This is a genomic window from Vibrio sp. V33_P6A3T137, from assembly GCF_009904835.1.
Classification (GTDB): domain Bacteria; phylum Pseudomonadota; class Gammaproteobacteria; order Enterobacterales; family Vibrionaceae; genus Vibrio; species Vibrio metschnikovii.
In genome coordinates, this window is record NZ_WXWK01000095.1 from 13,555 (window position 1) to 34,046 (window position 20,492).

Annotated in this window: 12 protein-coding genes and 5 tRNA genes; 3 read left to right on the forward strand and 14 right to left on the reverse strand. The window is 45.2% G+C overall.

Annotated features, from left to right (window positions below):
- Positions 1-664 precede the first annotated feature (664 nt).
- A complete protein-coding gene (uvrD, locus tag CAG60_RS09315) occupies positions 665-2,839 on the reverse strand; it encodes a DNA helicase II (RefSeq protein ID WP_161438801.1) in 2,175 nt (724 codons plus the stop codon).
- A gap of 164 nt (positions 2,840-3,003) precedes the next feature.
- Positions 3,004-5,046, reverse strand: coding sequence for an oligopeptidase A (gene prlC / locus CAG60_RS09320; RefSeq protein ID WP_161438802.1), 2,043 nt, complete (start codon positions 5,044-5,046; stop codon positions 3,004-3,006).
- Between the two features lie 432 nt (positions 5,047-5,478).
- Here prlC and CAG60_RS09325 point away from each other — a divergent pair, with 432 nt between their 5' ends.
- A complete protein-coding gene (locus CAG60_RS09325; RefSeq protein WP_161438803.1) occupies positions 5,479-6,318 on the forward strand; it encodes a 23S rRNA (adenine(2030)-N(6))-methyltransferase RlmJ in 840 nt (279 codons plus the stop codon).
- Between the two features lie 50 nt (positions 6,319-6,368).
- A complete protein-coding gene (gorA, locus tag CAG60_RS09330) occupies positions 6,369-7,724 on the forward strand; it encodes a glutathione-disulfide reductase (protein WP_161438804.1) in 1,356 nt (451 codons plus the stop codon).
- Positions 7,725-7,797: 73 nt separating this feature from the next.
- On the opposite strand, the gene CAG60_RS09335 is transcribed toward gorA, so the two are convergent.
- The 12 genes from CAG60_RS09335 to rep all read right to left on the reverse strand — a co-directional run bounded on the left by CAG60_RS09335 (position 7,798) and on the right by rep (position 18,878).
- On the reverse strand, positions 7,798-8,562 hold the full coding sequence (locus CAG60_RS09335) for a substrate-binding periplasmic protein (protein ID WP_158137580.1): 765 nt from the start codon (positions 8,560-8,562) through the stop codon (positions 7,798-7,800).
- 155 nt (positions 8,563-8,717) lie between these two features.
- Complete coding sequence (locus CAG60_RS09340) at positions 8,718-9,620, reverse strand: SPOR domain-containing protein (protein ID WP_161438805.1); 903 nt, start codon at positions 9,618-9,620, stop codon at positions 8,718-8,720.
- Between the two features lie 173 nt (positions 9,621-9,793).
- A complete protein-coding gene (locus tag CAG60_RS09345) occupies positions 9,794-10,732 on the reverse strand; it encodes an ABC transporter permease (protein ID WP_154169627.1) in 939 nt (312 codons plus the stop codon).
- 2 nt (positions 10,733-10,734) lie between these two features.
- Entirely contained in the window at positions 10,735-11,712 is a 978-nt protein-coding gene (locus tag CAG60_RS09350; protein WP_154169629.1) for an ABC transporter permease, read from the reverse strand.
- Between the two features lie 149 nt (positions 11,713-11,861).
- The gene (locus tag CAG60_RS09355; protein ID WP_110168376.1) at positions 11,862-13,418 is read right to left on the reverse strand and encodes an ABC transporter substrate-binding protein; all 1,557 of its coding nucleotides are present in this window, start codon (positions 13,416-13,418) and stop codon (positions 11,862-11,864) included.
- Between the two features lie 100 nt (positions 13,419-13,518).
- Complete coding sequence (locus CAG60_RS09360) at positions 13,519-15,234, reverse strand: dipeptide ABC transporter ATP-binding protein (RefSeq protein ID WP_161438806.1); 1,716 nt, start codon at positions 15,232-15,234, stop codon at positions 13,519-13,521.
- Between the two features lie 655 nt (positions 15,235-15,889).
- Positions 15,890-15,966: transfer RNA gene (locus CAG60_RS09365), tRNA-Pro, on the reverse strand.
- 119 nt (positions 15,967-16,085) lie between these two features.
- Positions 16,086-16,161 (reverse strand) — tRNA-His (locus CAG60_RS09370).
- Between the two features lie 71 nt (positions 16,162-16,232).
- Positions 16,233-16,309 (reverse strand) — tRNA-Pro (locus tag CAG60_RS09375).
- A 148-nt stretch (positions 16,310-16,457) separates the two neighbouring features.
- Positions 16,458-16,533 (reverse strand) — tRNA-His (locus CAG60_RS09380).
- A gap of 40 nt (positions 16,534-16,573) precedes the next feature.
- Positions 16,574-16,650, reverse strand: a tRNA-Arg gene (locus tag CAG60_RS09385).
- Between the two features lie 209 nt (positions 16,651-16,859).
- On the reverse strand, positions 16,860-18,878 hold the full coding sequence (gene rep / locus CAG60_RS09390) for a DNA helicase Rep (RefSeq protein WP_161438807.1): 2,019 nt from the start codon (positions 18,876-18,878) through the stop codon (positions 16,860-16,862).
- Between the two features lie 507 nt (positions 18,879-19,385).
- Here rep and CAG60_RS09395 point away from each other — a divergent pair.
- Complete coding sequence (locus CAG60_RS09395; protein WP_040905713.1) at positions 19,386-20,492, forward strand: efflux RND transporter periplasmic adaptor subunit; 1,107 nt, start codon at positions 19,386-19,388, stop codon at positions 20,490-20,492.

Consider the following 20,492-nt stretch of genomic DNA (forward strand, 5'->3'; position numbering starts at 1 on the left):
AGCGAACAAAGAGGAAGATTGGCTTGCCCTTTTGTAAGCGATCTCGCACAAATAAGTAAGCCAACATCGTTTTATCTCTAGAGTAACGCCACTAAAAAAACCATAACTAGCTGAATTTAAAAACTTTAAAACAAAATCTATAGCATGGGATTTATTGTGCATTTATTTTTAGTCTCTTGTTGAAGCCGTTTAAAAGCGTAATATGGGTGGTGTCGGAAGGATGCTGACACGGAACAGAAATTACTACGGACAGTAAACGTCAGGATGACGAGTGATGGTTAAGGATTAATCATCAGCAAGGACTGCACAGGGACATTGAAAGGATGCACTCGTTACTAGGATGGTAACGACAACGGAATGACAATGGACTCCTCTGGATGAGGCAAGGATTGAACATCAGGATGATGTCAAGGACACTGCTCAGGGAACAAGTAAGCGAACTAACAGGATGGTTAGTCGATCAGGATGATAAAGGACACCGCTAGGAAGGCGATGGACGGATTACGCTAAAGGATATGGCATACTATCAAGGAATTGATGCAGGGAGCACCGATTGAGTAGCTGGATTGCTGCAAGTAAGACCCTAACCCCGCAGGCTTTGCCCGCGGGGTTTTCTTTTATCGGTAATCAGCGTTACCCACTTGTTTGGTAACGCTGAAAAACGTTAGGCTTTTTCTAGTCGAGCATAAGCGGTGACCAGCCATTTAATGCCTTCACCATTAAACGCAACTTGCACTCTGCTCTGTGGGCCACTGCCTTCAAAGTTGATGATCGTACCTTCACCGAATTTCGGATGCCGCACTCGCGCCCCTAAACTAAAGCCCGTTTCATTAAAATTCTCTTTCACCGCGCTAGTGCTAAACCGGCCACTGCTAGTGGGTCTGCTGACTTGCGCTTTCATACGCACTTCATCTAAACACTGCTCAGGTAGTTCGCGAATAAAACGTGATGGCTTGTGGTACTTATCTTGGCCATACAAACGGCGAATTTCTGCATGGGTGATGTATAACTTTTGCATCGCTCGCGTCATGCCGACATAACACAGACGGCGCTCTTCTTCTAAACGCCCCGCTTCTTCAGCGGACATTTGGCTCGGGAACATACCTTCTTCGACGCCAACCATAAACACCAAAGGAAATTCGAGTCCTTTCGCGCTGTGTAATGTCATCAATTGCACCGCATCATCAAACTCATCCGCTTGCCCTTCTCCAGCTTCCAGTGCCGCATGGGTTAAAAATGCGGTTAGCATGCTCATCTCATCGGCTTCTTCCGGTTTTTCAAACTGACGTGTGGCGGTGACCAATTCCTCCAAGTTTTCGATTCGCGCCTTAGATTTTTCGCCTTTCTCTTGTTCATACATGGCGTATAAACCTGACGTTTTGATCACGTGGTCCGTTTGTACGTAAAGAGGCATCTCAGCGCTATCATCTTCCAAGGCATTAATCAGCTCAACAAAGCGGCTCAAAGCTCCCGCAGCGCGCCCGGTTAGCACTTGCTCATTCAATAACGCGATACTGGCATCCCACAAAGTACAGCCGCGATCACGGGCGGCAAAACGAATGGTTTCCAGCGTTTTATCACCCAGACCTCGCACCGGAGTATTGATCACTCGTTCAAAAGCCGAATCATCATGACGATTCGCGATTAAACGTAAATAGCTCAGCGAATCTTTGATCTCTTGGCGTTCAAAAAAGCGCATCCCGCCATAGATACGATAAGGTAGACCAGCTTGAATTAACGCTTCTTCCAATACCCGTGACTGAGCGTTATTGCGATAAAGCATCGCACAATCATTGAGTAAGCCGCCGTTATCTCGCCACTCTTTAATTTTGGTCACCGTAAAGCGGGCTTCATCCAAATCGTTATAAGCAGAATACACCGATATCCGTTCACCTTCATTACCATCGGTCCATAGCTCTTTCCCCATCCGCTCGGTGTTATTGGCAATTAAGGCATTCGAGGCTTGTAAAATGGTTTTGGTTGAACGGTAGTTTTGCTCAAGACGAATGGTGTTAACACTCGGAAATTCCAAGGTGAATTTTTCAATATTGGCGATATTCGCTCCGCGCCAGCCATAAATCGATTGATCGTCATCACCCACAATCATCACATGGCATTCAGGCCCAGCTAACATGCGTAGCCAAGCGTACTGAATATTATTGGTATCTTGAAATTCGTCGACCAGAATATGTTTGAAACGCGCTTGATAGTGTTCGCGAATGTGCTGTTTATCACGCAAAAGCTCGTGAGTACGCAATAAAATTTCGGCAAAATCGACCAACCCCGCTCGGTCGCACGCTTCTTGATAAGCGCCGTACAACTGCAGATAGGTTTGCGTCACCGGATCGCGATAGACATCAATGTGTCGCGGACGTAAGCCTTCGTCTTTTTTTCCATTGATCCACCAACAAACCTGTTTAGCGGGCCACTGTTTCTCATCGAGATTTTGCGCTTTGATTAAACGGCGTAATAAACGCAGTTGATCTTCAGAATCTAAGATTTGAAAATCTTCCGGCAAATTGGCGTCTAAATAGTGAGCACGTAAAATACGATGACAAATGCCATGGAAAGTACCATTCCACATACCCGATGCGCTGCCTTGCATTAACTCTTCAATTCGTCCACGCATTTCTGCAGCGGCTTTATTGGTAAACGTCACCGACATGACCGAAAATGGCGACGCTTGTTCAACCGAGATTAGCCAAGCAATACGATGTACTAGTACCCGTGTTTTGCCACTGCCCGCTCCTGCCAACACTAATAGATTTTCTAAAGGGGCGGCAACGGCTTCGCGCTGTTTATCGTTGAGACCATCGAGCAAAAGAGAGGGATCCATCATGGCTAATCTACTGTTTATTTATACATAATTTGTACGATTATACTCTTAAACGATGGGATAACCAAATGACGTCATAAGTCTCCGTTTCATCGTGATCGTCGAGTGATGGAATAGAAAAGGGCTGCATGTGCAGCCCCTCTAAGTGATGTTCGCTTGACGTGTATTTAAGCGGGGATCCCAGCATGACGCAGCATGGCGTCAATTTGTGGTTCACGACCACGAAAACGCTTGAATAGCTCCATAGGCTCTTCACTGCCGCCCATTTCAAGAATGTTTTCTAGGAAGCTTTGTCCGGTTTGAGTATTAAAAATACCCTCTTCTTCAAAGCGTGAGAACGCATCGGCAGACAACACCTCTGCCCATAAATAGCTGTAGTAACCGGCGCTATAACCACCAGCAAAAATATGGCTAAAGCTGTGAGAGAAACGGTTCCACTCTAAGCTTGGTAATACTGAGATCTTTTTCTTCACCTCAGCTAAGGTTTCTAGCACTTTTGGCCCTACTTCTGGGTCGTAGGTGGTATGAAGCGTAAAGTCGAACAGACCGAATTCCAATTGACGCAGAATAAACATCGCCGATTGGAAGTTCTTCGCAGCGAGCATTTTATCCAGCATGGCTTTTGGCAGCGGTTCACCGGTTTGGTAATGACCTGAAATAAAGGTCAATGCCTCTTCTTCCCAGCACCAGTTTTCTAAAAATTGACTCGGTAACTCAACCGCATCCCAAGGCACACCATTGATGCCAGACACTGAACCCACTTCAACTTGAGTCAGCATATGATGAATACCGTGACCAAATTCGTGGAATAAAGTCACCACTTCGTCATGAGTAAATAAGGCTGGTTTATCGCCGACTGGACGGTTGAAATTACAGGTTAAATAAGCCACTGGCGTTTGCAATTCACCATTTTGCGTCACACGACGGCCACGGCAATCGTCCATCCAAGCGCCGCCCCGTTTATGCTCACGAGCGTACAGATCAAGATAGAAGCTACCACGCAGGGTATGGTTGGAATCAAAAATATCAAAGAAACGTACCGAAGGATGCCAAGTATCCACCCCTGCACGCTCTTTAACCGACATACCGAACACACGGTGAAGCACTTCAAATAAGCCTTTGACTACCGTTGTTTCAGGGAAATAAGGACGCAATTCTTCATCGGAAATGTTAAATAAGTGCTGTTTTTGCTTCTCACTGTAGTATGCCACATCCCATAATTGCAGCTCAGACACGCCATATTCTTGCTCAGCAAATTGGCGTAAGGCTTCTACTTCACGCTCGCCTTGAGGCTTGGCTTTAGCCGCCAAATCATTCAGGAAGCCCAACACTTGATCTGGGGTTTCCGCCATTTTGGTCGCTAATGATTTTTCACTGTAAGAGTTAAACCCTAACATCCGAGCAATTTCATGGCGTAGCTTGAGTTTCTCAGCGATGATTTCGCTGTTGTCCCATTGACCAGCGTTAGGGCCGCGATCCGATGCTCGCGTCACGTACGCTTCGTACAACTCTTGACGCAGAGCTTGGTTATCACAATAGGTCATCACGGGTAGATAAGAAGGCATCTCTAGAGTCAATAAATACCCTTCTAACCCTTTCGCTTCTGCGGCCGCTTTCGCTGCAGCAAGGGCCGATTCTGGCATACCTGCTAACTGCTCAACATCGGAGATCTGTTTACTCCAGCCCATGGTGGCATCAAGGACATTATTAGAAAACTTTGAACCTAACTCGGACATGCGCTTGCTGATCTCACCATAGCGTTTCTGCTCCGCGGCAGGTAAGCCAATCCCTGAAAGCTCAAAATCACGCAGGCCATCGTCGATGGTTTTTTGCTGAGCTCGAGTTAAGGTTGCAAACTCTGGACTGGCTTTAATGGCTTTATAGGCGTCAAACAGCCCTTTGTGTTGTCCAACCCAAGTGCTGTACTCAGACAGCAGAGGCAGACAGCTTTCATAAGCGTCACGTAGATCATCACTATTAACAACGGAATTCATGTGACTAACAGGCGACCATACTCGGCTTAAGCGATCATCAACTTCTTCAATCGGCGCAATCACACTCGCCCATGAAGGTTGAGTGTTACCCTCAAGAACTTGGTTAATTTTAGTGCGGCAAGCTTCAATCACCTGTTCAACCGCAGGTTTTACATGCTCAGGTTTAATGGCAGAAAACGGCGGTAAGTCCGTGAACGTGAGAAGAGGGTTTGACATATAACATTCCTTTTGAGTTAAGACGTGTCGCTCTCCTTCCTATTTGGATTAGCAAAGTAAGAAGGTTCTTGTTATGAGAAAGTAAATAGGGGTGGTGAAGCGAAATTTCAATAGCGACTTAAGTATTATGACTTAAAATCACCACAAGATTGACGATGTTAAGCTAACTTTCACCCCACTGTCCCAAACGACTTGGAGTTACAAGTAAGCGGCAAGTGAATCAATCCCCATGAACATAGACAAACGATATGACTGAGGTGAATGAACGTCGCCAACACCGCAGCAGCTTTAAGTACGAAGGAGATATCATCAACTCACCTCGCTCAGACTGACGTATCACCAATCTGCACCTGAAACGCTTTTGAGTATATAATCAGGCGATATTATTTGATTCACTAGCCACACTCGCTCAGGGTGTTTTGAGAGCTCATTTTGCTAAGTTATCGTCACAGTTTTCATGCTGGCAACCACGCTGATGTATTAAAGCATATCGTACAAAGTCTTATTCTCAATGCGTTACAGCAAAAAGAGACACCATTTGTTTATCACGATACTCATTCTGGCGTTGGGCGCTACGATTTAACCCACGAGTGGTCAGAAAAAACCGGAGAATACAAACAAGGGATTGGCCGATTATGGCAGCAGGCAGACACGCCCGCTGAAATAGACAGTTATCTGGAGGCGGTTAAAGCACTCAACCAAGGCGAGGAGCTACGCTATTACCCAGGTTCACCACGCATCGCTCGTGCTCATCTTCGTGCCCAAGACCGCATGGTACTCAGCGAGCTGCATCCCAGTGATTACCCATTACTGGAGCAAGAATTTGCTCGTGATCGCCAAGTGGCGATTTACAAACAAGACGGCTTTGCACGCTTAAAAGCCAGCTTACCGCCAAAAGAACGCCGCGGTTTGGTGCTGATTGATCCGCCTTATGAGCTGGCCAAAGAGTATCGCGATGTGGTGCAAGCCATCGCGCAAAGCCATAAACGTTGGTCAACGGGCATTTATGCGATTTGGTATCCCGTGGTTAACCGCTGCGATATTGAGGATATGTTAGATGGGCTAGCTAACCTTGGCATTCGTAAAATATTACAAATTGAGCTTGGCGTAGCACCCGATACCAACCAACGCGGTATGACCGCGTCAGGGATGATTGTAATTAACCCGCCGTGGAAACTGGAGAGTGAGATGCAAACCATTCTGCCGTTTCTCAAGCAAGCCATCGCTCCCGCAACGGGTCATTTTAAAGTCGAATGGGTTGTTCCAGAATAAACTGACCCAATCTACTTAATAAAGCACTGAAAAGAATAACGGAGAAAGGAATGACAACACATTTTGATTATATCTGTATTGGCGGCGGCAGCGGTGGCATCGCCTCGGCGAACCGTGCGGCAATGTATGGCGCAAAAGTCGCTTTGATTGAAGCGAAAGATCTCGGTGGCACTTGTGTGAATGTCGGCTGTGTGCCGAAAAAAGTCATGTGGCATGGCGCTCAAATTGCCGAAGCAATGCAGCTTTACGCGAAAGACTACGGCTTTGATGTCAAGGTTAATGGTCTAGATTGGTCAAAACTGATTGAAAGCCGCCAAGCCTATATTGGTCGCATTCATCAATCTTACGATCGCGTGCTCGGTAATAACAAAGTGCATGTTATTCGTGGTTTTGCCCGTTTTATTGATGCCAAAACCATCGAAGTCGAAGGTCAGCAATATACTACCGATCATATTTTGATTGCCGTTGGTGGCCGACCAACCATTCCAAACATTCCTGGCGCAGAATACGGTATTGATTCCAACGGTTTCTTTGAGTTAACCGAGCAACCGAAACGCGTAGCCGTGGTCGGCGCTGGTTATATTGCGGTTGAGATAGCTGGGGTACTGCATGCCCTTGGCACAGAGACCCACTTGTTTGTACGTAAAGAATCGCCACTGCGCAGCTTTGATCCGATGATCATTGATACTTTAACCGAAGTAATGAAAACGGAAGGGCCAACGCTGCACACCCATAGTGTGCCAAAACAAGTCGTTAAAGAGGCCGATGGCAGCCTGACACTGCATCTTGAAAATGGCCAAAGCTGCAATGTTGATACCCTGATCTGGGCGATTGGCCGCCATCCCGCGACTGATGCGATTAATCTTGCTGCCACTGGCGTAGCGACTAATGAGCAAGGCTACATTAAAGTCGATCAATACCAAAATACCAATGTTGAAGGCATTTACTGTGTCGGCGATATTATGGAAGGCGGTATTGAGTTAACCCCCGTGGCCGTCAAAGCGGGTCGTCAGTTGTCTGAGCGTTTGTTCAACAACAAACCTGAAGCGAAAATGGATTATGACTTAGTGGCTACCGTGGTCTTTAGTCACCCACCGATTGGCACCATTGGCTTAACCGAACCTGATGCGATCGCTAAGTATGGCGCCGATCAGGTCAAAGTCTATACATCGAGCTTTACTGCTATGTATACCGCAGTCACCTCTCATCGCCAGCCATGCAAAATGAAATTAGTCTGCGCGGGCCCAGAAGAAACCGTGGTCGGTTTACATGGTATTGGCTTTACGGTGGATGAAATGATTCAAGGTTTTGCGGTTGCAATGAAGATGGGCGCGACCAAAGCTGACTTTGATTCGGTAGTGGCTATTCACCCAACGGGCAGTGAAGAATTTGTTACTATGCGGTAACGTCTCCTCTTAATAAAACTGCGAGCTGACATTTTGGCTCGCAGTTTTTGTTTATACATTGGTCTTAACGTAATCACTCTTGTTGAATCGGCGCCTCTAAACCGTAAGACTCAAATATCCGCGTAATTTCCCCAGAACGGCGCATTTCAGTCAATGCCGCCTCTAATTGATTAATGTATTGATAGTTTGCTGAGCGTTTAGGCACACTGAAAAAGCGTCCATTGAGCGAAACATCCGTATAACTGATTTTTCTTAGTTCGGGATCACTTTCAAATACGTCAAGTCCATGCTGCTCCGAAGTGATAGCCAAATCAAATCGTCCCGCCTTGAGCATATTAATAATTTGATCGCCACTAGTGACAAAAATAGTCCGTAGCCGATCGGTATTTTGATTAAATTGCGAACTATAAAAACTGCCATTTAATGCACCAACTACATACCCTTTACTGACGATTTCATCAAAATCTTTAGCATCGATATCAGAGTTTTTACGGGTAAAGTAAAAGACCTCTCTTTGACCATAACCCATGAGTAGTGGATGTAAATAGACCTCACGCTCCTCATCCATGGAGTGTAAGGGGATTAAGTCAACACCGCCTTGTGGTGCAACACCAATCGTTCTCGCCCAAGGCACTTGCGTCCACTGAACTTGATGGCCTAATTTACCAATGACTTGAGTAATCACATCCCCACCCGGCCCTTTACACTGACCATTTTCAAAATAAAGATAGGGGATTCGGTCTCGACAATGGCCTTGCCACGTCACATTAGCCCACAGTGGTGCAGAAAAAAACAAACTTAACCAGCTGATAATTAATAATTTAATACCTTTACTCATGCTAACGCCTCCAGTTAGTAATAGCATATACCCCATAACAGAGCGGCTACCAATGAGCAAAGTATAGACAGTGATTACGGCTATTGCTGAATGGATGGTATTAATGCAACATCGATGAATTCTTCAATAATCATCTTAAATCACTCTCCACGGCTTTATTGTGCAGACTTCACACACAATACATTCAGCTTCGAATTACCTTGTAGTTGAGTCACTTTACCGCTGGCAAATAACCCTTTACGACCTTCTCCCCAATAGGGAATGTATAATGGCCACTGATCTCGCTCGGCAATTTGACTGGTTAATAGCTGCTGCCACTCTTGCTGATTCACCAAACGCATCGTTTGTTGCTGACAGAGCGTTCTTGCTTCGTCATAACTGAGTCGATTCCATGGCTGGTTGTGCTCCATATAAAACGACTTATTTTTCGCAAAGCTATAAGGAACGACATAAGTCGTGCCATTAATCGTCGCTTGATGACGGATCTCAACATCTTCAGAAACACTTACAGGCCGAGCAGAGCGTAGCGGTTGAATTGCCGCTACACCACTTTCTGCCACTTTTCGTTCCGCCTGTTTTGCCGAACTGTCCGTGGTTGGAGTAGTTACCGTTGAGGAAGGCGGTGCTGATGGGCGAATTTCTCGAATAAACGCATCACGATAAGCGGCAAGGTTATTAACCAGCATCAACTCACTGCGTGCTTGGGTAAAACTATCGTAGGGGCCGATCAAACAGCGTGTGGCTCGCCCTTCTGGCTTCATCCATACATGGGTTGAAATCTGTTGATAGATAAGCTTCGCTTGTTCAAGCGATAAGGGTTTATCAAGTAGACCACATTGAATCCAGAACTGAGATTGACTTGAACGTGGCTGACTATTGCCCCATAACCCATCACCGATCGGGCAATGACTGGCCAGAACCGGTAACTGTTCGCTAGAGGCTTGCGTCGCTTCGCAAAGTACCTCTTGCGCAAATAATGGGCCGTTGAAGAATAAAGCTCCGCCCAATAGTAGGTAAACGAGCCCTCGTGGTGCAGTGTTGATTGTGCTGATTCTCATATCTATCGTTATCCCAACTTTAGTGACAACCGTGATTTGATTCGCTACTAACTCAATGACCTAAAAACCACTGCGAAAATCACGCCAACCTCTATGTCTAGAAAAAGAGAGTCGTCTTCAATGACGACTCTCAGTGTAAGTGGCATATCGATATAAAATCAATCAGCTAGACCTTAACCTTTATAAATTTTAGGATTAAAGACATCACGCAGCCAATCTCCTAGTAAGTTAATCACCAAAACTAAGCTGATCAAGATGATGCCGGGGAATACGGTTATCCACCATGCTCCAGAGAAAATATACTTAAATCCGGTGCTGATTAATGCTCCTAAAGAAGGTTGATCGACAGGCAGTCCTAAACCAAGAAACGACAACGCCGCTTCAGACATGATCGCATTGGCGATTTGTACTGTCGAAATGACTAAGATTGGTGATAAACAGTTGGGCAAAATATGGCGAAACATAATCCGTAACGACTTAAAACCCATCACACGCGCCGCTTCAACGTACTCTTTTTGCTTTTCAGCTAACACGGATGCGCGAATGGTTCGAGCATACTGAGGCCATTCCGCAATACCGATGATCACCACCAGCATGATCACCGCATATTGGCTATAAAACTCGCCGCCAAAACTGGCTTTAAAAATCGCCGAAACAATGATGGCTACCATCATGGTCGAAAAAGAGAGTTGAATGTCGGCAAAACGCATTAAAAAACTGTCGATACGCCCACCAAAATAGCCCGCAGAAAGACCAATAATGATCCCTAAGATAAGCTGCAACCCAACGGCGAGAAAGCCTATCGTCAGTGATAAGCGCGAGCCATACAAAATGGTTGAGAGAATATCTCGGCCTTGCCCATCAGTACCCAATACAAATTGCCCATCACCGCCGTCTATCCACATAGGAGGCAGCTCAGAATCCATGATGTCGATACTGGCGAGATCGTAAGGATTACTCGGCGCAATCACAGGCGCTAACAAGGCTAACAGTAAAAAAACACTAAATAGAGCAAAGCTGACCATCGCCACTTTATCGCGTAAAAAATAATACAAAAAATCCGACTGTTTAAAACGCTGCCAAGCGGAGGGCATGGTTGTTATTGCCGTCATGATTAGGCTCCTTTTCCGGTGAGATTCACCGTCGGATTAATTAATCCATACAGTAAGTCAACGATCGTATTGGTGACGACAAAAATTAACCCAACAAAAATTACGTAAGCCGTGATCAGCGGTGTATCGACACGATTAATCGCTTCCAAAAAGAGTAATCCAGTCCCCGGCCACTGAAAGACCGTTTCGGTCAAAATGGTATAAGCCACCATAGTACCAATTTGCACGCCGCCTACCGTCAACACCGGTAATAGGGTGTTTTTTAAAGCATGTTGAAAATAGATTTTATTCATCGCTAAGCCTTTGGCTTTAGCGAACTTAATGTATTCAGAGTTTAAAACTTCTAACATCTCTGCTCGGACTAAACGAATGAAGAGAGGTAGCATAATCGAAGACAAAGCGACACTTGGTAACACTAAATGACTTAACCCATTGAGGTTAAATAATCCCGACTGCCAGCCGAAAACGTTGGTGGTTTGACCGCGGCCATAAGAAGGCAGCCAACCCAGTTCAATCGAAAACACATACATCAACATAATGGCGGTCAAAAAGACTGGGATCGAAATACCAATGCTGCTGCCTGCCATAATAAGTTTCGAAAACAGCCGTTTAGGGTGGATAGCCGAATAGACGCCTAATGGAATCGATAAGGTAATGATGATCACGGTCGCGGCAAAAACTAGCTCAAGAGTCGCAACCAGTTTATCTAAAATCACCTCAGCCGCTGGACGTTTAAAAAAGTAGGAAGTCCCTAAATCACCTTTGATCGCCGCGCCCAAGAAACGACTATATTTGACTAAAAATGGGTCATTAAGCCCCAACTCATCACGCATCGCTTGACGCTGTGCTTCTGACACCGATTGCCCAACCAGTTCACGCAACGGATCGCCTAAATTATCTTGAATGGCAAACGCCACCAAGCTAATCACAAACATGACGATCAGTGCCTGATATAGACGTTTGATCAAAAAAGAAAACATTCCCTGCCCCTTACACTATCCATAACTCTTGTCGGGTTGATGACCACATCAACCACAATAAAACGACCGCTTTAAAGAAGAAAAAAGGTTGCCGTCTGAGAGGGCAACCTTTCCTCAACTTCAAACATTTCAGAAAGGTTATCTAAACGCTACTTGTTAACCACCAAATCGCCAAAGTAAGGGAAGTCCATACCATTGATGATCGGCGCTAACTCTAGGTTTTTCTTCGCCGCCCAAGAAGGATCTTGCCAATGCAATGGTACGAATGCCGCTTCGTTGTATAAGATCTCTTCTACCTTTTTCAACATCTCACTGCGTTTGGCTAAATCAGTCTCAACGTTAGACGCATTGACCAAAGCATCCACTTCTGGATTAGAGTAGTGACCACAGTTGTATTGCCCTTTACCCGTTTGCTCATTACGCGTCATGGTCAAAAACTCGGTAAAGTTAGCTGAATCTTCTGTATCTGGGTGCCAACCAATCAGCAACATATCCGCCGCACATTTATCAAATTCTGGCCAATATTGCGCTTTAGGCATGGTTTTCAAATCAACTTTAATATTGATACGAGCAAGCATTGCAGAAGCGGCTTGAGCAATTTTATCGTCATTAACATAGCGGTTATTCGGCGAAATCATCGACAAATTAAAGCCTTGTTCATAACCAGCGTCTTTCATCAATTGTCTGGCTTTTTCAAGATCAAAACGCGGTTTGAGATTCTCGTTATAACCGGCATAACCGACTGGGCTTTGCTGACCTGCAGCTGTCGCGGCACCACGCATAACACGATCGACAATCCCTTGATTATTAATCGCATAGACAATCGCTTGACGAACACGTACATCACGTAGGGCTTCATGACTATTTTGGTTTAATTGAAAGGTGATCACGCGTGTACCCGGCATGGTGTACAGCTCAACATCACGCGCATTACGAATGCGCTGGTAATCATTAGGCGAGACAGGTGCAATCATATCAACACCACCGGATAATAATGCCGCCACACGGGTTGCATCTTCTTTGATTGGCACGAGAGTCAGTTTCTCAACGTTACCTTTGCTGGCTGTATCCCAGTAATCCGTAAAGCGAGCAAACTCCATACGAATACCCTGCTCACGGTGAGTAATAATGAAAGGGCCGGTGCCCGAAGCATTTAAAGAAGCAAAGGAAGATCCGTGTTTGACAATTTCCGCTTTATCTTTGCCATCAGCGGTCTTACCAGAGTAGAACTGGCTGTCCATCGGGAAAATATAGGTCGCAACGTTTTCGATCAGGGGATAAACACCATGGGTTTTAATATCCACCGTGTAATCATCCACTTTACTGATCGAAGCTAGCGGCTCAAAAATACCTTTAAAATCGGCGGACTCTTTCAAGCGATTGAACGTCCATATCACATCATCGGCGGTGAAAGGATTACCAGAGTGAAACTTGACGCCTTCGCGCAAATGAAAGCGCATGGTTTCATCATCCAAACGCTGCCAAGATTTCGCTAAACGGGCTTCAAATTGCATGTCTTGAGTAAAACGAATCAGCGGATCAAACACCATGTGCGATAACTGAAGTGTACCGCCAGAGAGCTGCTCATGAGGATCCATCGACACGGGGTCTGAATCGTAAGCGATTTTGATTTGTGCAGCGTTGAGCGAAAAACTCAGTCCAGCAGCAATTAAGGCTAGGGCTAGCTTGCTTTTAATGATTTTCATTGCATAACTCCTTATGCGGGAATCGATATCCCTATGGGTTGTTTTGGTTATTGGGTACAACGTCGATGACCTATCGTCAACCTTTAACGCTCATCGCGCATTAAGCCGAGACTCGTTGTTCTCTTAAGCCTGTGAATTCCGGCATTAACGAGATCAATTGTTGACTGTATTCATGTTGTGGATGGGTAAACAATTGCTCTGTTGGGGCAACTTCCAATAAGGTCCCCATCTTCATCACCCCGACTCGGTCACACATCTGGCGAATAACCGGCAAATCATGACTGATGAATAACATGGTTAAATTGAGCTCTTGCTGTAAGTCTTTTAATAAATTCAAGATTTGTGCTTGCACAGAAACATCCAAGGCAGAAGTCGGTTCATCACAAATCAATAGACGAGGACGAGTCGCGAGAGCTCGAGCAATCGAAATACGTTGACGCTGACCACCAGAAAACTCATGAGGATACTTAACGCCAGCCATTCGGCCCAAGCCAACATACTCTAAAAGATCGTGCACGATTTGCCGGGTTTGCGATTCATTGTCGGTCAAATGGTGGAAGCGAATTGGTTCAGCAATAATGTCCATCACCTTCATGCGAGGATTCATTGACGTATACGGATTTTGAAACACCATTTGCATTTGACGGCGGATAGGACGACGCTGTTTTTCCGATTTGAGAGCGGTAAGATCGATTCCCTCAAACGTCACTCGACCTTCATTAGGTTGATATAAGCCCGCGATCACTCGCGCGATGGTTGATTTACCCGATCCCGACTCACCGACCAGTCCAAACGTTTCCCCTTCATGGACTTGGAAACTGACATTGTTCGATGCTTGAACATATTCACGACGACTGGCAAACAATGAGTCTTTGGTTACAAAGCGCAAGTTAACCTGCTCAACATTCAATAGTGGACCAGTATAGGCACGCTGATCTTGGCTTTGCCCTAACCAATGAGTTTTGATATCCAGTGGCGCCAGCTCACTGGCTTGTTCGATGTAGCTGACCAGTGGAAATCGGTCTAATTTCATGTCCGAACGCGGGACGGCAGAGATCAAACTACGTGTGTAAGGATGATCAGGGTCGCCAAGCACTTTCGCCGTCGGTCCAAATTCGACGAGATCACCGCGATACATAACTGCAACACGGTCGGTAACATTAGAAACAACGCCCATATCGTGGGTCACCAGCATACAGCCAACATTATTTTTCTTACACAAATCACGAATCAAACTCAAGATCTGATCTTGAATAGACACGTCTAGCGCAGTGGTTGGCTCATCGGCAATGATCAGGTCCGGCTCTCCGGCCAAGGCGATAGCGATAACCACTCTTTGACGCATACCACCTGAAAATTGATGAGGATACTGCTTAAGACGATTTTCAGGCTGCGGAATACCTACTTGATTCATCAACGCTAATGCGCGTTGGTAAGCCTGTTCATTACTCACCTTCATATTGGCATGAATGGTTTCCGTTAACTGCTGTTCAACGGTGAATAATGGATTTAAAGACGTCATCGGATCTTGAAAAATAAAGCCGATTTTTGAACCACGCACTTGGCGCATTTTTTCTATTGATAGGCCAGAAATTTTCTCACCATTTAAAAACACCTCACCACCAGCAACGGTGCCAGGAGGACTCAATAGATCAATAATTGCATTACCGACGGTCGATTTGCCAGCCCCCGATTCACCGACGACACCGACAATTTCACCGCGCTGAATATCCAGTGTGAGTGATTTTACCGCAACATGAACCCCATGACGTGAGGGATATTCTATGCGTAAGTTATTAACTTCTAAAAGTGACATGCAAACCAGACCTCAACCGCTATGGCGTAATTATCCGTGTCTGAGACTGACTGATTCAGACCATAAAATGGCTGATTATTCAGTCAGTACCAATCAATCCTTTTGACCAGTCCATTGTTCTGGTTATTTACAAGTTGAACAATTTGGCAAAATTTTCACATAAAAGCAACAAGCAAACTCGAAAAGATAAATTTATCGCTGAGTTATCGAAAAGCTCAACTCAGCGCTGACTCACCACTTATCTCTACCATAATCACAAAAAGCCCCAGTCTTTCGACTAGGGCTTCTTGCAGTAGTCGGTGAAGAGCTGGGCTTAAATATCAGGCGAACCCCAGACCCTAGCAAGAGCGCTATGTCGTTTTAAATTTAGCGCATGAAAAAAGCCCCAGTCTTTCGACTAGGGCTTCTTTATAGTGGTCGGTGAAGAGCTAGGCTTGAATATCAGGCGAACCCCCGACCCTAGCAAGAGCGCTATGTCGTTTTAAATTTAGCGCATGAAAAAAAGCCCCAGTCTTTCGACTAGGGCTTCTTGCAGTGGTCGGTGAAGAGCTGGGCTTGAATATCAGGCGAACCCCCGACCCTAGCAAGAGCGCTATATCATTTTAAATTTAGCGCATGAAAAAAGCCCCAGTCTTTCGACTAGGGCTTCTTATAGTGGTCGGTGAAGAGGGATTCGAACCCCCGACCCTCTGGTCCCAAACCAGATGCGCTACCAAGCTGCGCTATTCACCGAAACAATTTTTTGCTTTAAGAACAACTAACGAGGGTCGCCCTCTGGTCCGCTGCTCCTAAAATCGGGATGCGCTACCAAGTTACGCCGTTCACCGATATCTTTTTATACTGCTTAATAATGGGGTGACTAACGAGGCTCGAACTCGCGACAACCGGAATCACAATCCGGGGCTCTACCAACTGAGCTATAGCCACCATCAATCTTTGTAATAGCTAACTAATTATAGCTATTTGTCAGTTAAGCTAATTGCTTAACTTATTGAAAATGGTCGGTGAAGAGGGATTCGAACCCCCGACCCTCTGGTCCCAAACCAGATGCGCTACCAAGCTGCGCTATTCACCGAAACAATTTTTACTTTAAGAATAACTACCGAGGGTCGCCCTCTGGTCCGCTATTCCCAAACTCGGGATGCGCTACTAAACTGCGCTGCTCACCGATATAATTTTTTATCTCGAAAAATCAAGAATGGAAGCTATTGCTACCAAAATAATGGGGTGACTAACGAGGCTCGAACTCGCGACAACCGGAATCACAATCCGGGGCTCTACCAACTGAGCTATAGCCACCACTGATGTTGCCAATACACACCCTAATCAACCAACCGGATGGCGCGCCCGAAAGGATTCGAACCTTCGACCTTTGGCTCCGGAGGCCAACGCTCTATCCAGCTGAGCTACGGGCGCATGCCCTATCGGCGGAGTGGAATAATACGGATATCCCCTGAGGGCGTCTAGTACTTTTTCAACTTTTTTTCTTGTTTGGCGTCTTTTTCAACAAACCTTGCCGATAAAAGCCAATTTTACCGCTAACTCTTGCCTCTAAAGCGCGTTATCAGTCATAGACAATACGCCATCACCCAAAATAATCCGTTAATGGCTAAAGTCGATATTGGCTATTTTTTAGTAAACATGGCTTTTAAATTAGCGATATGTGCTTGGCCTTTATTCATTCGCTCTTCTTGAGAAAGCACTTTTTTCTTCGTTTCCCATTCAACATCGTCGTAAGGTAATTCATCCAAAAAGCGACTTTGGGTCGGTTTAATCAGTTCACCAAACTGACGGCGTTCTTTACAAACGGTAAACGTTAATTCTCGCTGCGCTCGTGTAATGCCAACGTACATCAAACGACGCTCCTCTTCGACATTCTCTTCATCAATACTGGTTTGATGAGGCAAAATGCCTTCTTCAGCGCCTATTAGATAAACGTAAGGAAACTCCAATCCTTTCGAGGCATGCAACGTCATTAGCTGAACAGCATCACTATCATCATCTTGCTCGCCACGCTCCATCATGTCACGTAGGGTCAAGCGTTGAACCACTTCTTTAAGCGTTTTCTCTTCTTGATCATAATTGTCACCTTCTAAATCGGCGACAATCCACGAATAAAGCTCGGAAACATTTTTCATACGCATTTCCGCCGCTTTCGCGCTTGAAGATGTCTCATACAACCAATCTTCGTAGTGAATATCACGCACCAGCGAGCGTAAGGCTTCGACAGTATTGCCACGTTCCGCATTATCGGTGATTTCAACTAACCACTGCGTAAAACGTCGTACATTATCTAGGCCTCGCCCCGCTAAATGTTGTTCCAATCCCAGTTCAAAACTCGCCGCAAACAGACTTTTACCTCGCATGTTGGCGTAACTACCTAGTTTTTCTAAGGTCGCAGGCCCTATTTCTCGCTTAGGAGTATTCACGATCCGTAAAAAGGCATTATCGTCATCCGGATTCACCAAAACTCGCAAATAAGCCATGATGTCTTTAATTTCTGCCCGAGAAAAAAATGACGTTCCCCCAGATAACTTATAAGGCACTCGGTTCTGCATCAGTGACTTTTCAATCAGACGCGACTGATGATTACTCCGATATAAAATCGCGTAATCACGGTATTCGGTACGATTAAGAAATTTATGGGCGATCAGCTCTGCAGTGACTCGCTCAGCTTCATGATCTTCATTATTAGCAATAATGACTTTGAGTTTTTCCCCATCAGGAATATCGGAAAACAGTACTTTTTCATACACATGAGGATTGTTAGCTATCAAAATGTTCGCGGCACGTAAAATTCGACTGGTTGAACGATAATTCTGCTCTAATTTAATCAATTTTAAATGGCTAAAATCTTGACCTAGCTGGACCAAATTTTGTGGTCGAGCGCCTCGCCAAGAGTAGATCGATTGATCATCATCACCCACGACAGTTAAGCGCCCACGCTCACCGACCAATAGTTTAACTAATTCATACTGACTGGTGTTGGTGTCTTGATATTCATCAACGAGTAAATAGCGGATACGACTTTGCCAACGCGTTCTCACCTCTTGATGATCACGCAAGAGCCGAACGGGTAGTGAGATCAAATCGTCGAAGTCTAAGGCGTTATACGCTTGCATCTGCTTCTGATAACACTCATAACAAAAAGCAAAAAGTTGTTGCTGCTCACCCTTTGCGATGGCTTTGGCTTGTTGCGGCGATACCATGTCATTCTTCCAATTAGAAATGGTACTTAATAGCTGACGCAACAAATCTTTATCGCCCTCTAGCTGAGATTCCGTAAGCTCTTTCAATAATGCTAATTGATCTTGATCGTCGAATAATGAGAAACCGGGTTTTAACCCTAACGCTTTGTACTCTCTTCGAATAATAGTTAAACCAAGGGTATGAAACGTTGATACGATGAGACCACGCGACTCCGCTTTACCTAATGTTTGACCAACGCGATCTTTCATTTCTCGAGCGGCTTTATTAGTAAAGGTCACCGCTGCAATATTACGTGCCTTATATCCACACTGCTGAACTAAATAGGCAATTTTATTGGTAATCACGCGGGTTTTTCCCGACCCAGCTCCCGCGAGGACGAGACAAGGACCCGATACATACTTTACCGCTTCATCTTGTCGTGAGTTCAGCTTCATCTTCTTCTCTGTGTGGATTATTCAAGACGCTAATCATAATGCCGCTGATGGCTCAATACTATGTTGAACTCAAAAAACAGTCGCAAAGTAAAATTTTTTCTCATTTACTGCACAACTGTATTGCAAACATGGTTAGGTTGTAGGCTATAATGTGACCTCAGTTAATCAGATATGATGGCAAGCTTATTATTCAGTCAGAAGAAAAATATGAATGCCAAACCATAACAACTGATTGCAAATAAAATGAATTGAGCAAAAAATAGCTATTGGACTCTCTCTTTACTGGTAATCATCGGTACAACCACCTACGTTTTATAAACGTTGCTACCGGTTTATTTAGCTATTGAGCATGAGGTGTATCCAGCGCACTTGGTCCCAAACTCAAGAAAACCTAACCCCTCTCATCGATTGTGATAGGGAAACATTTCAACCATGTGGCACATTTCAAGTCGTTATCGAGCCGATTGAGATACCGTCATTCAACATTAACTTGGAGTTCTCATCAGAATGAAAAAGTGGACATTATTTATGTTACTTATCGTTGTGCTGCTATTTGGTAGCGTGATAGGTTTCAATCTGTTTAAACAGCAAAAAATCGCTGAATTTATGGCTAATCGACCTGAAGCAGAATTTCCGGTAACGGTCACTGAGGTCAATGCCGTTGATTGGGTACCCGTGATTGAAGCCATTGGTTTTATTGAGCCGAATCAAGGCGTCACTCTAACGACAGAAACCAGTGGCGTGATTGATCGCATCTTGTTTGAATCAGGCGCTCAAGTAGAAGAAGATCAACCATTGGTAATGCTTGACTCTGCCGTCGAACAAGCCAATTTAAAGAGCTCAAAAGCTCGACTCCCTGCCGCAAAAGCCAAATATGAGCGCTATAAAGGTTTGTTCAGTAAAGGGTCAATCTCTAAAGAAGCTCTTGATGATGCCGAAGCCAGTTACTACTCGCTCGCTGCCGATATCGAAAGCTTAAAAGCCGCTATCGCTCGCCGCGAAATTAAGGCCCCTTTTGCTGGCGTGGTAGGTATTCGTAATGTCAATCTCGGTCAATATTTACAACCCGGCACTGACATCGTACGCCTAGAAGACACCACCGTCATGCGTCTACGTTTTACCGTGCCACAAACTGATATTTCCCGCATTTTCATCGGACAAAATGTTGATATTTTTGTCGATGCTTATCCTGACGATTCGTTTAAAGGCTCGATCACGGCGATTGAACCTGCCGTTAGCGTGCAAAGTGGTTTGATTCAAGTTCAAGCGGATATCCCTAATAGCGATGGTAAATTACGCAGTGGTATGTTTGCTCGCTCGCACATCATCTTACCAACACTAGAGAATCAGGTGACTCTGCCTCAAACCGCCATCACCTTTACACTCTATGGCGATAGTGTATTTGTGTTGACTAAAGATAAAGGTGAACAGCGTGTCGAACAAAGAGTCATCAAAGTTGGTGAACGTACTCGTGACATTGCTCATATCCTCGAAGGCATAAATCCTGGGGATGTCGTTGTCACTACAGGGCAAGTTCGTTTAAGCAATGGCGTGAAAGTACGTATCGTAGAAAGCGATGCGACGACTCCACCAGCCAAAACACCGATGCTGTAA